At 40.1% G+C, this 15,346-nt stretch carries 15 protein-coding genes; all 15 read left to right on the plus strand.

The features are described 5' to 3' along the window. The first annotated feature begins 1 nt into the window (after window position 1). The gene (gene cps4B, locus BWR56_RS01525; RefSeq protein WP_076984312.1) at window positions 2-733 is read left to right on the plus strand and encodes a capsular polysaccharide biosynthesis protein Cps4B; all 732 of its coding nucleotides are present in this window, start codon (window positions 2-4) and stop codon (window positions 731-733) included. A gap of 8 nt (window positions 734-741) precedes the next feature. Then, window positions 742-1,434 (plus strand): capsular polysaccharide biosynthesis protein CpsC, encoded by a 693-nt coding sequence (cpsC, locus tag BWR56_RS01530; protein ID WP_061421400.1) that lies wholly within the window; start codon window positions 742-744, stop codon window positions 1,432-1,434. 9 nt (window positions 1,435-1,443) lie between these two features. Further along, window positions 1,444-2,136 carry a tyrosine-protein kinase gene (locus BWR56_RS01535; RefSeq protein ID WP_076984313.1) on the plus strand — a complete coding sequence of 231 codons (693 nt, stop codon included), beginning with the start codon at window positions 1,444-1,446 and terminating at the stop codon, window positions 2,134-2,136. Between the two features lie 22 nt (window positions 2,137-2,158). Further along, window positions 2,159-3,526: a sugar transferase gene (locus tag BWR56_RS01540; protein ID WP_076984314.1), complete on the plus strand. Its 1,368-nt coding sequence runs from the start codon at window positions 2,159-2,161 to the stop codon at window positions 3,524-3,526. Window positions 3,527-3,556: 30 nt separating this feature from the next. Then, window positions 3,557-4,729: a beta 1-4 rhamnosyltransferase Cps2T gene (gene cps2T, locus BWR56_RS01545; RefSeq protein ID WP_049504878.1), complete on the plus strand. Its 1,173-nt coding sequence runs from the start codon at window positions 3,557-3,559 to the stop codon at window positions 4,727-4,729. Window positions 4,730-4,732: 3 nt separating this feature from the next. Then, a complete protein-coding gene (locus tag BWR56_RS01550; RefSeq protein WP_049504877.1) occupies window positions 4,733-5,890 on the plus strand; it encodes a glycosyltransferase family 4 protein in 1,158 nt (385 codons plus the stop codon). A gap of 2 nt (window positions 5,891-5,892) precedes the next feature. Then, entirely contained in the window at window positions 5,893-6,891 is a 999-nt protein-coding gene (locus tag BWR56_RS01555) for a Stealth CR1 domain-containing protein (RefSeq protein WP_001033091.1), read from the plus strand. Between the two features lie 34 nt (window positions 6,892-6,925). Continuing rightward, window positions 6,926-7,891: a glycosyltransferase family 2 protein gene (locus BWR56_RS01560; RefSeq protein WP_049504876.1), complete on the plus strand. Its 966-nt coding sequence runs from the start codon at window positions 6,926-6,928 to the stop codon at window positions 7,889-7,891. Between the two features lie 38 nt (window positions 7,892-7,929). Continuing rightward, on the plus strand, window positions 7,930-9,090 hold the full coding sequence (locus BWR56_RS01565) for a hypothetical protein (RefSeq protein ID WP_049504875.1): 1,161 nt from the start codon (window positions 7,930-7,932) through the stop codon (window positions 9,088-9,090). Beyond that, window positions 9,087-10,499 carry a flippase gene (locus tag BWR56_RS01570; protein WP_076984315.1) on the plus strand — a complete coding sequence of 471 codons (1,413 nt, stop codon included), beginning with the start codon at window positions 9,087-9,089 and terminating at the stop codon, window positions 10,497-10,499. Before BWR56_RS01565 ends, BWR56_RS01570 begins: the two co-directional genes overlap by 4 nt. A 9-nt stretch (window positions 10,500-10,508) precedes the next feature. Next, the gene (gene glf, locus BWR56_RS01575; RefSeq protein WP_076984316.1) at window positions 10,509-11,612 is read left to right on the plus strand and encodes a UDP-galactopyranose mutase; all 1,104 of its coding nucleotides are present in this window, start codon (window positions 10,509-10,511) and stop codon (window positions 11,610-11,612) included. 27 nt (window positions 11,613-11,639) lie between these two features. Beyond that, on the plus strand, window positions 11,640-12,692 hold the full coding sequence (locus BWR56_RS01580; protein WP_076984317.1) for a glycosyltransferase: 1,053 nt from the start codon (window positions 11,640-11,642) through the stop codon (window positions 12,690-12,692). 71 nt (window positions 12,693-12,763) lie between these two features. Beyond that, window positions 12,764-13,633 (plus strand): glucose-1-phosphate thymidylyltransferase RfbA, encoded by an 870-nt coding sequence (gene rfbA, locus BWR56_RS01585; RefSeq protein WP_049519434.1) that lies wholly within the window; start codon window positions 12,764-12,766, stop codon window positions 13,631-13,633. Then, complete coding sequence (locus tag BWR56_RS01590) at window positions 13,634-14,227, plus strand: dTDP-4-dehydrorhamnose 3,5-epimerase family protein (RefSeq protein ID WP_076984318.1); 594 nt, start codon at window positions 13,634-13,636, stop codon at window positions 14,225-14,227. A gap of 17 nt (window positions 14,228-14,244) precedes the next feature. Next, window positions 14,245-15,291, plus strand: a complete 1,047-nt coding sequence (gene rfbB, locus BWR56_RS01595; protein ID WP_076984319.1) for a dTDP-glucose 4,6-dehydratase — start codon at window positions 14,245-14,247, stop codon at window positions 15,289-15,291. Window positions 15,292-15,346 lie beyond the last annotated feature (55 nt).

Below are 15,346 nucleotides of genomic sequence, written 5' to 3' on the forward strand. Positions count from 1 at the left end.
CATGATAGATATCCATTCGCACATCGTTTTCGATGTGGATGATGGTCCAAAGTCAATAGAGGAAAGTAAAAAACTTCTTAGAGAGGCCTATAGTCAAGGAGTGAGAACAATCGTTTCAACTTCGCATAGACGAAAAGGGATGTTCGAAACTCCTGAAGAAAAAATCGCAACTAACTTTTTGAAGGTGCGAGAAATGGCTAAGGAAGTTGCTGATGACCTGATTATTGCCTATGGGGCTGAAATCTACTATACTCCGGATGTCGTTGAGAAGTTGGAAAAGAAATTAATCCCCACGCTCAACGATAGTCGCTATGCTTTGATTGAATTTAGCATGAATACAGCCTATCGGGACATGCATAAGGGGCTGAGTAATATTCTAATGCTGGGTATTACGCCTGTCATTGCCCACATTGAACGCTATGATGCTTTAGAAAATAATGAAAAGCGCGTGCAAGAGCTGATTGACATGGGATGTTATACTCAAGTCAATAGTTCTCATGTCTTGAAACCTAAACTCTTCGGAGAAACTTATAAATTCATGAAAAAGAGAGCTCAGTATTTCTTAGAGCGTGACCTCGTTCATGTAATCGCTAGTGATATGCACAACTTGGATCATAGACCTCCTCATATGGAAGAAGCCTATGATATCATTGCCAAAAAATACGGTGAAAACAAGGCCAAGGAACTCTTTAAAGAGAACCCAAGAAAAATCATAATGGATCAACTAATTTAGGAGAAAAAATGAAAGAACAAAATATGATGGAAATTGATGTATTCCACTTGTTAAAAATTTTATGGAAACGAAAATTGCTGATTGTCTTGGTAGCATTCGTGACAGGGGCAGTAGCATTTGCTTACAGTAGTTTTATTGTGAAACCAGAGTTTACCAGTACTACTCGCATTTATGTGGTCAACCGTAATCAGGGAGATAAGCCAGGTTTGACCAACCAAGACTTGCAAGCTGGATCTTACTTGGTAAAAGACTATCGTGAAATCATTCTCTCGCAAGACGTTTTAGAAAAAGTTGCGACTGATTTGAAACTAGATCTCCCTCCAAAAGGTCTAGCTAGTAAAATTAAGGTAACAGTTCCAGTGGATACGCGTATTGTTTCTATCTCTGTGACAGATCGTTTGCCTGAAGAAGCGAGCCGCATCGCTAACTCTTTGAGAGAGGTTGCTGCTCAAAAAATCATCAGTGTCACGCGAGTTTCAGATGTGACAACGCTTGAAGAAGCTCGTCCTGCAACATCCCCATCGTCTCCAAATGTCCGTCGCAATACCATGCTTGGATTTCTTGCTGGCGCAGTTGTAATGGTTGTTACGGTTCTCCTAGTTGAGCTCTTAGATACACGAGTGAAACGTCCAGAAGATATCGAAGATGTGATGCAAATTGCGCTATTGGGAGTAGTTCCAAATTTGGATAAATTGAAATAGGAGAGAGAGATGCCAACATTAGAGATTGTACAAAAAAAATTAGATTTGGCAAGAAAAGCTGAAGAGTATTATAATGCGCTTCGTACCAATATACAGTTGAGTGGGAATAACTTGAAAGTTATTTCGATCACGTCTGTGAAACCGAGTGAAGGGAAGTCAACTACTTCTACAAATATTGCTTGGGCTTTCGCGCGTGCGGGCTATAAGACGCTGTTAATCGATGCCGATATTCGTAATTCTGTCATGTCAGGTGTTTTTAAATCACGCGAGAAGATTACTGGACTAACAGAGTTCTTATCTGGGACGACAGACCTATCACAAGGCCTATGTGATACCAATGTTGAAAACTTGTTTGTTATTCAAGCGGGTTCTATATCACCCAACCCAACAGCCTTGCTACAAAGTGAAAATTTTGCAACCATGCTTGATACCTTGCGTAAGTACTTTGATTACATCATTGTGGATACAGCGCCAATCGGAGTTGTCATCGATGCAGCTATCGTCACTCAAAAATGTGATGCTTCTGTTTTGGTAACTGCTACTGGTGAAACAAATCGTCGTGATGTCCAAAAAGCTAAAGAACAACTCGAACAAACAGGAAAACCATTCTTAGGAATTGTGCTTAATAAACTCAATACTTCAGTTGAAAAATATGGCTCCTATGGAGCATATGGAAACTATGGGAATTATGGCAAAAAATAATAAATAGTTTAGGGAAGATATTATGGAAGAAAAGGGATTGAAGATTACTTTGGTGGCAATCCAGAGTTTTCTTGTCATTTTATTAGCATATTTACTTAGTTTTGTAAAGGAAACAGAGATTGTAAATACTTCTGTTATTATCTTGTTCATTCTTCATTTTTTTGTGTTTTATATCAGTGATTATGGGCATGATTTTTTTAAAAGAGGCTATTTAGCAGAGTTTATCAACACTACAAAGTATATCGTGTTCTTTGCTTTAGCTATCAGTATTTCGAATTTTTTCTTAGAAGATCGTTTTAGTATCTCTAGACGAGGGATGATTTATTTTTTGACAATACACTCTATTCTGTTGTATTTGTTGAATCTGTGCATTAAACGCTATAGAAAACGCATCTTTCCAAGTCTCAAGGGGAGTAAGAAGATATTCTTGATAACAGCTACCTCTAGGGTTGAAAAAGTCATCGATAGGTTGATAGAGTCGGGAGAAATTTTTTGGAATTTGGTGGCGGTCAGTGTTTTAGACCAGCCTGATTTTCAGCATCAATCCTTAACAGTTGTACCTGCTGAGAACATCTTAGACTTTGCTACTCATGAAGTTGTTGATGAGGTCTTTATCAATCTACCAAGTGAAGAGTACGACATCGGGGAGTTTATCTCACTTTTTGAGACAATGGGAATTGACGTGACAGTTAATCTCAATGCTTTTAACGATAATTTAGGTAGTGATAAAAAAATTCGTGAAATGGCAGGTTTGAATGTCGTAACTTTTTCAACAAAATTTTATAAGACGAGTCATGTGGTCGCTAAACGGATCATTGATATTGTCGGTTCGATTGTTGGATTAATTATTTGTGGTTTGGTGAGCATTGTTTTGGTTCCAATGATTCGACAAGATGGTGGGCCAGCGATTTTTTCTCAAACGCGTATTGGAAAAAATGGTCGACATTTCACTTTCTATAAATTTAGATCCATGTGCGTGAATGCTGAGCAGAGGAAACAAGAACTTTTGGCTCAAAATACCATGCAAGGTGGTATGTTTAAGGTTGATGATGATCCTCGTATCACACCAATTGGTCGCTTTATTCGTAAGACCAGCCTAGATGAGTTGCCACAGTTTTGGAATGTTCTCATGGGAGATATGAGTCTGGTTGGGACCCGTCCCCCAACAGTGGATGAGTATGAAAAATATACACCTGAGCAAAAACGTCGATTGAGTTTTAAACCTGGGATAACAGGCTTGTGGCAAGTCAGCGGGCGAAGTGAGATCAAGGATTTCAATGAAGTTGTCAAATTAGATGTGGCCTATATTGATGATTGGACTATTTGGAAAGATATTGAAATATTGTTAAAGACCGTTAAAGTTGTATTTATGAGAGATGGGGCAAAGTAATTTCTGCCCTTCAGTCCTGTTAGGAGAGAGATGAAAAAGTCAGTTTATATCATTGGTTCAAAGGGGATTCCTGCCAAGTATGGAGGATTTGAAACCTTTGTTGAAAAATTAACCGAATATCAAAAAGACAGCAACATACAATACTATGTTGCTTGTATGCGTGAAAATTCAGCCAAGTCTGGTATTACGGAAGACCAGTTTGAGCACAATGGAGCCATTTGCTTCAACATCGATGTACCCAATATCGGACCGGCCCGCGCCATCGCTTACGATATTGCAGCAGTCAATAAGGCTATTGAATTGGCTAAGGAAAACAAGGACGAGGCTCCCATTTTTTACATTCTAGCTTGTCGCATCGGTCCTTTTATTTCTGGACTTAAGAAAAAAATTCGTGCGATCGGTGGCTCTTTGCTGGTAAATCCTGATGGCCATGAATGGCTGCGAGCAAAGTGGAGCCTGCCAGTTCGTAAGTACTGGAAATTTTCAGAGCAGCTCATGGTCAAACATGCAGATTTACTGGTCTGTGACAGTAAAAATATCGAACAATATATCCAAGAGGATTATAAGCAGTATCAACCAAAGACCACCTATATTTCCTATGGGACAGATACAGCCCCTTCAATCCTGAAGGCAGAAGATACCAAAGTTCGGAACTGGTATCAGGAAAAAGGAGTTAGCGAAAATGGCTATTATCTAGTAGTGGGACGATTCGTTCCTGAAAACAACTACGAAGCCATGATTCGTGAATTTATAAAGTCCAAGTCCAAAAAGGACTTTGTTCTCATCACAAATGTGGAGCAGAATAAATTTTACGACCAGTTGTTACGGGATACTGGTCTTGACAAAGATCCTAGGGTCAAATTTGTCGGTACTGTCTATGACCAAGAGTTGCTCAAGTACATCCGTGAAAATGCCTTTGCCTATTTCCATGGGCATGAGGTTGGAGGAACCAACCCTTCTCTACTGGAAGCTTTAGCATCCACAAAACTAAATTTGTTGCTAGATGTTGGCTTTAACCGTGAGGTTGGTGAAGACGGGGCCATTTATTGGAAAAAAGATGAGTTGGCTCGTGTCATTGAGGAAGTAGAAGGATTTGATCAGGTAGCAATAACTGACTTGGATTTCAAGTCAAGTCAAAGAATCCTCTCGGCTTTCACATGGGAAAAGATTGTGTCAGATTATGAAGAAGTGTTTAAAGGATAGGGAATGAAACGGATTTTATACTTGCATGCTGGTGCAGAAATGTATGGAGCAGATAAGGTTTTATTGGAATTGATCAAAGGATTGGATTCCAAAGAATTTGAAGCTCATGTCATCTTGCCAAATGACGGTGTTTTAGTCGAGGCCTTGCGCCAAGTTGGGGCTCAGGTCAGTGTGTTGGATTATCCGATTTTACGAAGGAAGTATTTTAATCCTAAAGGCATTGCCGACTATATTCGCTCTTATAATTTCTATGCTAAGCAAATCGCTCTCTATGCTCGAGAACACAGTATAGATATGGTTCACAATAATACAGCGGCTGTTTTGGAGGGCATCTATTTGAAACGCAAGCTCAAGCTGCCTTTGATTTGGCATGTTCATGAGATTATCGTCAAACCCAAAGCTATTTCTGACTTTATCAATATGCTCATGGGACGATATGCAGACAAGATTGTGACGGTGTCCCAAGCGGTCGCTAATCATATCAAGCAATCTCCCTTTATCAAAGATAGCCAAGTGGAAGTGATTTATAACGGTGTCGATAATGCTGTCTATTATCCAATGGATGCGTCTTCTATTCGTGAAAAATTTGACATTGCGCAAGATGCACTTGTGATTGGCATGATTGGTCGGGTCAATGCTATCAAAGGACAAAATGATTTCATAGAAGCAGTCGAGCCACTTTTGGAAAAGAATGAGCAAGCGGTGGCTTTCCTAGCTGGAGGTGTTTTTCCTGGTGAAGAATGGCGCTTAGAAGAACTAGATAAGAGAATAGCTTCTTCATCTGTTGTGTCACAAATTCATCGTATTGATTACTACGATAAGACTTCTGAACTTTATAATATGTTTGATATCTTTGTCTTACCAAGTATAAAACCTGATTCCCTACCTACAGTAGTCCTAGAAGCCATGGCTTGTTCAAAACCAGTTGTTGGTTATAACAATGGGGGAATAGCTGAAATGGTAGTAGATAACAAAAGTGGTTGCTTAGTCAAACCAAATCGTCCTCAAGAACTTTCTAATGCCATTTCTCTCTTACTAGATAGTTCTGAAAAAAGAGAAAAATTTGGGCGAGTAGGATATCAGAGACAAAAAGAGCTGTTTTCTTTGGAGAGTTACATTAAGAACTTCTCGGAGCTGTATAAAACAGATAGGAAAGATTAGTTATGAATAAAATAGATTTTGTTGTTACTTGGGTTGATGGGAATGATCCTGTGTGGCAAGAAAAAAAATCAAGCTATGATGGCTCGGTTAATACTTCTAAACAGAGTATGAATTCAGTCAAGGCTTACCGAGAATGGGGGACCTTTAAATATTGGTTTAGAGGAGTTGAAAAATTTGCTCCTTGGGTTAATAAGGTCTACCTCGTGACCGACCAGCAAAAGCCAAGCTGGTTAGATATAAATAGTGAAAAATTGGTGTTGGTAGATCATACAGAGATTATCTGTAATGACTACCTGCCAGTTTTTTCTGCCAATCCTATCGAAAGTAACATCCATCGAATCCCTGGTCTCTCAGAGCATTTTGTTTTTTTTAATGACGATATGTATTTGACAGCTCCAGTCGAGCCGACAGATTTTTTCTCAGAGGATGGTTTACCCAAATATAATACGGCTCTTTCACCGATTATTCCTGAGCGATATGGAACGGGGAATTTTCAGATAAATGACATGGAGATTGTCACTAGCTATTTCAGTCGAAATGAAATTTTGAAGAATGGCCAATTCTTTGATCCAAAGCAGGGATTAAAAAGTATCGTTAAGTCGCTACTATACAGAAATAGTCAGTTTATCTGTGGTTTCTGGGAGAGTCATCTGCCCTATCCTCTACTAAGATCAACGATGAACTTGGTATGGGAAAAGGAAAAAGCTGTCTTGGAAAGAACCTCGGCTAGTCGCTTTAGAAATCCTTCTGATACCAATGTTTGGCTCTTTAAGTATTGGCAGATTGCCAGTGGTAAATACGCTATCGGAAATCCTAAGTTGGGAGGACTCTTTTCTTTGGATAATGCCGGACCAGATTTTTGGAAGATACTAAATTCTGGCAAATACCAAATTATGTGTATCAATGATGGATTTAACATTCAAGACGAGGAGCAGGTGATGACAGACTTTATTAAGGCTATGGATCAACTGCTTCCAGATAGAAGTTCATTTGAGATTTAAACTGTAAAACTAAGTAAGAGAAAGAAAAGAAAATATGATTTCGGTAATTGTGCCTGTTTATAATGTGGAGGACTACCTTCATTATGCCATGGAGAGTTTGGAACATCAGACTTACAAGTATATGGAAGTCCTCTTGATTGATGACGGTTCGAGTGATGGCTCAGGACACTTGTGTGACCAGTATGCCCAGCAATATGATTGGGTGACTAGCTACCATAAGGTCAACGGTGGCTTGTCTGATGCTCGGAACTATGGGGTCTTGAAAGCCAAGGGTGACTGGATTACTTTCCTAGATCCAGACGACTATCTGGAACCCTGCGCCTTGGAACTGCTAGCAGAGCTACAAAGTCGTACCCAAGCAGATATGGTGAGTGGCAAAGTAGAGCCAACAGCTCACTATCATCGTTTTCAAAATTTTCACTTGGATCAGCTTGATTTAGACCAAGTTAAGGTCTATGATAAGGCAAAGGCTCTGACTGAGATGCTTTATGGAGACCTTGTGACGGTCTCTGCTTGTGGGAAACTCTATCGGAAAGAACTTCTTGAGAAAGCTCCCTTCCCCAAAGGGCGCATCTACGAAGACCTCTATGTTATCAGTGAGCATCTCAACCAAGCCCAATCCGTGGCCTTGTATCATCTTCCGATTTACCATTATTACCATAGACCTGGTAGCATTACTGCCTCGGCTTTCACGCCAAAACAATACGAGTTTTACGAAGCAATTGATCATTTAAAAGAGGTTGTGAATGCAACCTATCCTGAGAGTTCAGAACTCCAAGAAGCTATCATTTCACGCTTCTTTATAGGAAGTCTTCTGATTTTTACGATGATTCAGGATGGAAATCCAGCAGAGTTTAAGCGTCTTCAGGAGAAGACGAGACCCTATTTGCCTCTTGTCTTGAAGAATGCTAGAGTTAGCAAGAAACGTAGGATCCTCTATGTTTTAATTACTAAGTATCCGCGGTTCTATTATCAATTTAAAAAGTTAAAAAAATCCTAAGTAAGAGTTAGGGATGAAAGAAGAAAAGGAAAAAGAAAATGTTAAAGTTAGAACGTGATAAATTGCTAATTGCAGCAGTTTTAATAGTGGTTGTCTCCATAGATATGATCAATACGTCTATGTTAGCTCCTGTTTTACCTAATATTCCTAATGTAGTTCCTTTTTTTGCGGTCCTGTTACTTGCTATGCGATTTGCTTATATTCATCACTACTCTATAAGCTATCTCATCTTTGCACCAATTCTTCTTTTTGCTGGGGGCATGGTTTACTATAAGACTGGGAACATTAATGCATTGATGTATATGTTTCTGCTTGTCTTTCTTTACAAGGCTGAGATGGAAAGTGTACTTAAAATATACTCTGTTGTAGCCTTGTTTTTTATTGTATTGATAGTGTTCTTGGCCGTGATTGGTGCTATTCCAAACTTGCAATTTGTCCAATCACGATCTGCGGGAGTCGTTGTTCGAAATTCATTTGGCTTTATTTATCCAACTGATTTTGCTTCTCACTGTTTTTATCTATATACAGCTATATCGTATATCTTTAGAAAGAAATTCATTATTTTACGGACTGCCTTAGGATTTGGTCTGGCTTATTTCATTATTCGATATTGCGATGCGAGGCTTAATGCCGCTTCTATTACTGTAATGGCGCTCATTTTTCTATACTTTTATTTCCGAAATGATAAACAGCGACGGCTTTTTGCTTTACTTCCTTTATCGGCTGGTATAGCGTCTTCAGTAATGATTTATCTCTCTTCTAAATTTACCTGGTCTCATCCAATGTATGTGGCTCTAAACAATTTTTTTAGTATGAGATTACACCTAGGACATGAGGCACTAAAAAAATATGCAGTGCAGTGGTTTGGGATTCGGGGCATATCATTTGTCGGTTATGGGGGGCGTACAGAATCCGTTTTGAGCTACGACTATGTAGACTCTTCCTACGTTCAGATGCTCTTTACCTATGGGATGATTCCAGTTCTCTTATTGGTCGTGTTATACATAGTTAGGTCTTGGTCATTTTATCGCAAAAAGAATTATTTGCTATTGACGGCCTTATCCTTAATAGCAGTCAACTGTATGTTTGAGGCCTTCTGGGTTCGCCCGTCTTATAATATTTTTATGTTTACTCTATTTGCAACCTTGCCAGTTAATGAATTTGAATCGAAGAAATCTACAACGAGGAACTCCTTGTGAAAGTATTAAAAAATTATTTATATAATCTTTCTTATCAGCTGTTAGTAATCGTTTTACCAGTCATTACTACACCCTATATTACTCGGGTTTTCTCATCCAATGACTTAGGTTCCTATGGGTACTACAACTCAATAGTAACTTACTTTATACTCTTAGCGACACTTGGGGTGGCCAATTATGGGACCAAGGAAATTTCTGGCCATCGTAAGGAAGTTGAAAAGACCTTCTGGGGTATTTACAGTTTACAAGTCCTTTCAACCTGTTTAGCGGTTATACTTTATATAAGTGTTTGTTTGCTTGTACCGTCAATGAACAATCCAATTGCCTATATACTTGGCTTTAGTTTGCTGTCTCGTGGTTTTGATATTTCTTGGCTTTTTCAAGGGTTAGAAGATTTCAAAAAAATCACAGCTCGTAACACAATGGTCAAACTTCTAGGTGTTGTATCGATATTCCTATTTGTTAAGAAACCATCTGACTTGTACTTGTATATCATCCTCTTGGTTGCCTATGATCTACTAGGTCAGTTGAGTATGTGGCTTCCTGCTCGGGAACACATTCGCAAGCCGCATCTGGATATAGCCTATGCCAAAGAGCATATCAAACCAGTCATTCTCTTGTTTCTGCCACAGATTGCCATTTCACTCTACATCACGCTAGATCGCACGATGCTAGGTGCCTTGTCTTCGACTAAGGATGTTGGGATCTATGATCAAGCCTTGAAATTATTGAATATTTTGTTAACCTTGGTAACGTCGCTTGGTAGTGTTATGTTGCCTCGGGTCTCCAATCTTCTCTCATTAGGCAATCAAAAGGCGGTTAACAAGTTACATGAAATGTCTTTCTTAGTGTATAATTTAGTCATCTTCCCGATGATTGCGGGGATTTTGATTGTTAACAAAGATTTTGTCAATTTTTTCTTAGGACAAGACTTCCAAGATGCTCGCTATGCGATTGCCATCATGGTCTTTAGAATGTTCTTTATTGGCTGGACTAATATCATGGGAATTCAAATCTTGATTCCTCACAATAAGAATCGTGAATTTATGCTGTCAACAACTATTCCAGCTATTTTCAGTGTAGGCTTGAATCTCCTCTTGATCCCACCTCTGGGCTATATTGGAGCTTCAATTGTATCTGTTGCGACTGAAGGTTTGGTCTGGCTGATCCAACTCTACTTTACACGTTCGTATCTAAAAGAGGTCAAGATTCTACCATCCATGCTAAAAATACTTCTAGCAGCACTACTAATGTACGGCGCCCTGTATTCTGCACAAGCTTTCATGCACTTCTCATCTGTTGTGAATGTCTTGATTTATGCTGCCCTTGGCTTCCTAGTCTACGGTGGCTTGGTTTTGGTCTTACGTGTCTTGGATTTTCAAGAACTAAAAAGTGTTTTAAAGAAATAAGGAGATTTTATGTACGATTATCTTATCGTTGGTGCTGGCTTGTCAGGAGCAATCTTTGCCCACGAAGCTAACAAACGTGGCAAGAAGGTGAAGGTGATTGATAAACGTGACCACATCGGTGGAAATATTTATTGCCAATCTGTTGAAGGAATCAATGTCCACAAGTATGGGGCTCATATCTTCCATACATCCAATAAAAAGGTCTGGGACTATGTCAATCAGTTTGCAGAGTTTAACAATTACATCAATTCCCCTATCGCCAACTATCAAGGGCATCTTTATAATCTTCCTTTCAATATGAACACTTTCTACGCCTTGTGGGGAATAAAGACACCCCAAGAAGTCAAGGACAAGATTGCTGAGCAGACGACTCACATGCAAGATATTGAACCAAAAAACCTAGAGGAACAAGCCATTAAGTTGATTGGTACGGATGTCTATGAAAAGCTGATCAAGGGCTACACGGAAAAGCAATGGGGGCGTTCTGCTACTGAGCTGCCACCCTTTATCATCAAGCGCTTGCCAGTTCGGTTGACCTATGATAACAATTATTTCAACGACCGTTACCAAGGTATTCCAATCGGTGGCTATAACGTCATCATTGAAAAGTTGTTGGAAGGAATCGAAGTAGAGCTCAATACAGATTTCTTTGCAGATCGGGAGAACTTGGAGGCTTCAGCAATTAAGATTGTCTTCACAGGGATGATCGATCAGTTCTTTGACTATAAATTTGGTGAGCTAGAGTATCGCAGTCTCCGTTTTGAACATGAGGTTCTAGAGCAAGAAAACTATCAAGGAAATGCTGTAGTCAACTATACTGAACGTGATATACCTTATACGCGTATCATCGAGCACAAACATTTTGAGTTTGGGACTCAGGCCAAGACCGTTATTACTCGTGAATATCCAGCGGATTGGAAGAGAGGAGATGAACCCTACTATCCAATCAATGATGCTAAAAACAATGCAATTTATGAGCAGTATCTAGCAGAAGCTGAGAAAAATGGCCACGTTATCTTCTGTGGTCGCTTGGCAGATTATAAATACTATGATATGCATGTGACTGTTGAACGCGCATTGGATGTGGTAGAAGTAGAACTAGGGAGTATCTAAAAACATCACAGATAAAGGGGAGAAAAGGTGAAATATTATCTGAAAGATTCATTTCTGCATAATGCACATGAAAAGAATGCAGGGAGTAAGGCGCGAAATGACGTGGAAGCTATTCTAGTCTTAGAGGGTTATGAGGGGTTGGAGCTCAAGGTTGAGAATTGGTATAAGATGAATTTCTTTAAAGCTCAACAACACAAATATCGTGCGACCAAGTCTGTGTTTGATCAGTTGGGAGCTGGAGATGAATTGGTGATTCAGTTCCCTATTATCCACCATACATTTTTCATCTCACAACTCATCAAGCAGGCGAAAAAAAGAGGAGCAAAATTCTATCTGTTGATCCATGATATTGAAACCTTGCGTCATGCAGCAGGTTCAGAAGTGAAATTCCGTCATAAAGTGCGAAATTACTTCCAGGAAAAGAAAGCTTTGATGTCAGTGGATGGCATTATCGTTCATAACGATATCATGAAGAAAGTTCTGGTAGGTCAAGGAGTGCCAGCAGATAAAATGGTTAGCTTGGAGATTTTTGACTATCTGATTCCAAACTTTGAGGTACAAGCTCTTCCTCAAAAAGACCAACCTATTATCGTAGCTGGAAATTTGAACCCTGCAAAGTCAGGTTATCTTTATAATTTACCAGAACAACCAGCCTATAACTTGTATGGAGTGGGCTATGATGAAAGTCGTGCATTGAAAAACACCACCTACTTTGGTTCCTTTATGCCGGATGACCTCCCAGTTGCTCTTGAAGGTAGTTTTGGTTTGGTCTGGGACGGAGACAGCTCAGAAACCTGCCAAGGTTCTTACGGAAACTACCTACGCTTTAACAACTCGCACAAGGCCTCTCTCTACTTAGCTTCAGGTTTTCCCCTAATAGTCTGGAAAGAGTCGGCTCTCGCACATTTTGTTCTGGATAAACAGTGTGGTCTAGCAGTTGATTCTCTACACGACCTCCAAAAAGTACTAGATGATTTGACACTTCAAGACTACAAGGAACTTTCAGAACAAGCTAGGAAAGTTGGAGCTGCTCTTCGAGATGGAGCCTATTTAAAAGCTGCCTTATCCAAATTGAAGTAAATTCCTTAGAGAATTTGGGACAAAATGAAATATAATATAGGATAGGTAATTAGCCAGAAAGGAAATCTATTATGAAAGGTATTATTCTTGCGGGTGGTTCGGGAACGCGCTTGTACCCACTTACTCGAGCTGCGTCAAAACAGCTGATGCCGGTTTATGATAAACCCATGATTTACTATCCTTTGTCAACCTTGATGTTGGCAGGGATTAAGGACATTTTGATCATCTCAACACCACAGGATTTGCCCCGTTTTAAGGATCTGCTCTTGGATGGTTCCGAATTTGGGATCAAGCTTTCCTATGCGGAACAGCCTAGTCCCGACGGACTTGCTCAGGCTTTTCTTATTGGTGAAGAATTTATCGGTGACGATAGTGTTGCCTTGATTTTAGGCGATAATATCTATCATGGACCTGGTTTGAGCAGAATGCTTCAAAAGGCAGCCAAGAAAGAGAAGGGCGCGACTGTTTTTGGCTACCAAGTGAAGGATCCAGAGCGTTTTGGTGTGGTCGAGTTTGATACAGACATGAATGCTATTTCCATAGAAGAAAAACCGGAGAATCCTCGCTCTAACTATGCAGTGACAGGTCTTTATTTCTATGACAATGACGTTGTGGAGATTGCCAAACAGATCAAACCGAGTGCTCGTGGCGAGTTGGAAATCACAGATGTTAACAATGCTTATTTGAAGCGTGGGGATTTGTCAGTTGAAGTTATGGGGCGTGGTTTTGCCTGGTTGGATACAGGGACGCATGAGAGTCTGTTAGAGGCTTCCCAATATATCGAAACGGTTCAAAGGATGCAAAATGTTCAGGTTGCCAACCTAGAAGAAATTGCCTACCGAATGGGTTATATCAGCCGCGAAGATGTGCTGAAGTTGGCGCAACCTCTCAAGAAGAATGAATACGGGCAATACTTGCTTCGTTTAATTGGAGAAATCTAGATGACAGATAATTTTTTCGGCAAAACACTTGCAGTGCGTAAGATTGATGCCATTCCAGGTATGTTAGAGTTTGACATTCCAGTTCATGGAGACAATCGTGGCTGGTTTAAGGAAAATTTCCAGAAGGAAAAGATGATACCGCTTGGTTTTCCTGAAAGCTTCTTTGCTGAAGGGAAACTGCAAAACAATGTCAGCTTTTCTCGTAAAAATGTTCTTCGAGGTCTCCATGCCGAACCTTGGGACAAGTATATCTCAGTAGCAGATGATGGGAAAGTTCTGGGTTCTTGGGTTGACCTACGTGAAGGTGAGACTTTTGGAAATGTTTATCAGACAGAGATTGATGCAAGTAAGGGAATCTTTGTCCCTCGTGGCGTAGCCAATGGTTTCCAAGTACTCTCGGATACAGTTGCTTATAGCTATCTGGTCAATGACTACTGGGCACTTGAGCTCAAGCCTAAATATGCCTTTGTCAACTATGCAGACCCAGCTTTGGGAATCCAGTGGGAAAACCTAGTAGAAGCAGAAGTTTCGGAAGCAGATAAACATCATCCACTGCTAAAGGATGTCAAACCACTAAGAAAAGAAGATTTGTAAAAAATTAGGGAATAAAAATGACTGAATACAAAAATATCATCGTGACAGGTGGGGCTGGTTTTATCGGTTCTAACTTTGTTCATTATGTTTATAATAACTTTCCAGATGTCCATGTGACAGTGCTGGACAAGCTGACTTATGCGGGTAATCGTGCCAATATTGAAGAAATTTTAGGTGACCGTGTTGAGTTGGTTGTTGGAGATATTGCAGATGCAGTCTTGGTAGACAAGCTGGCAGCTGAAGCGGATGCTATCGTTCATTATGCGGCAGAAAGCCACAATGACAACTCGCTCAATGATCCGAGTCCCTTTATCCATACCAACTTCATCGGGACCTACACTCTTTTGGAAGCAGCACGTAAATACGACCTTCGTTTCCACCATGTGTCAACTGACGAAGTCTATGGGGACCTACCTCTGCGTGAAGATTTGCCAGGTCATGGAGAAGGTCCAGGTGAGAAATTTACGGCTGAAACCAAGTACAATCCCAGCTCGCCTTACTCATCAACCAAGGCGGCTTCAGACTTGATTGTCAAAGCTTGGGTGCGCTCATTTGGTGTTAAAGCGACTATTTCTAACTGTTCAAACAACTATGGTCCTTACCAACATATCGAGAAGTTCATTCCGCGCCAAATTACCAATATCCTGAGTGGTATCAAGCCAAAACTCTATAGTGAAGGTAAGAATGTCCGTGACTGGATTCACACCAATGATCATTCATCAGGTGTTTGGACGATTCTGACCAAAGGTCAAATTGGTGAAACTTACTTGATTGGTGCGGATGGTGAAAAGAACAATAAGGAAGTCCTGGAACTCATCCTCAAGGAAATGGGACAGCCAGCTGATGCTTATGATCATGTGACAGACCGTGCGGGTCACGACCTTCGCTATGCTATTGATGCTAGCAAGCTTCGTGATGAACTAGGGTGGAAGCCTGAGTTTACCAACTTTGAAGCAGGTCTCAAAGAGACCATTAAGTGGTATACAGACAACCAAGAATGGTGGAAATCTGAAAAAGAAGCAGTCGAGGCTAACTATGCCAAGACGCAACAAGTAATTAACTAATCAGATACTAAAAAGCAAGAGACTTTGAGTTCTCTTGCTTTTTATGTATGTCGTA

Source organism: Streptococcus oralis (assembly GCF_001983955.1).
Classification (GTDB): domain Bacteria; phylum Bacillota; class Bacilli; order Lactobacillales; family Streptococcaceae; genus Streptococcus; species Streptococcus jiangnanensis.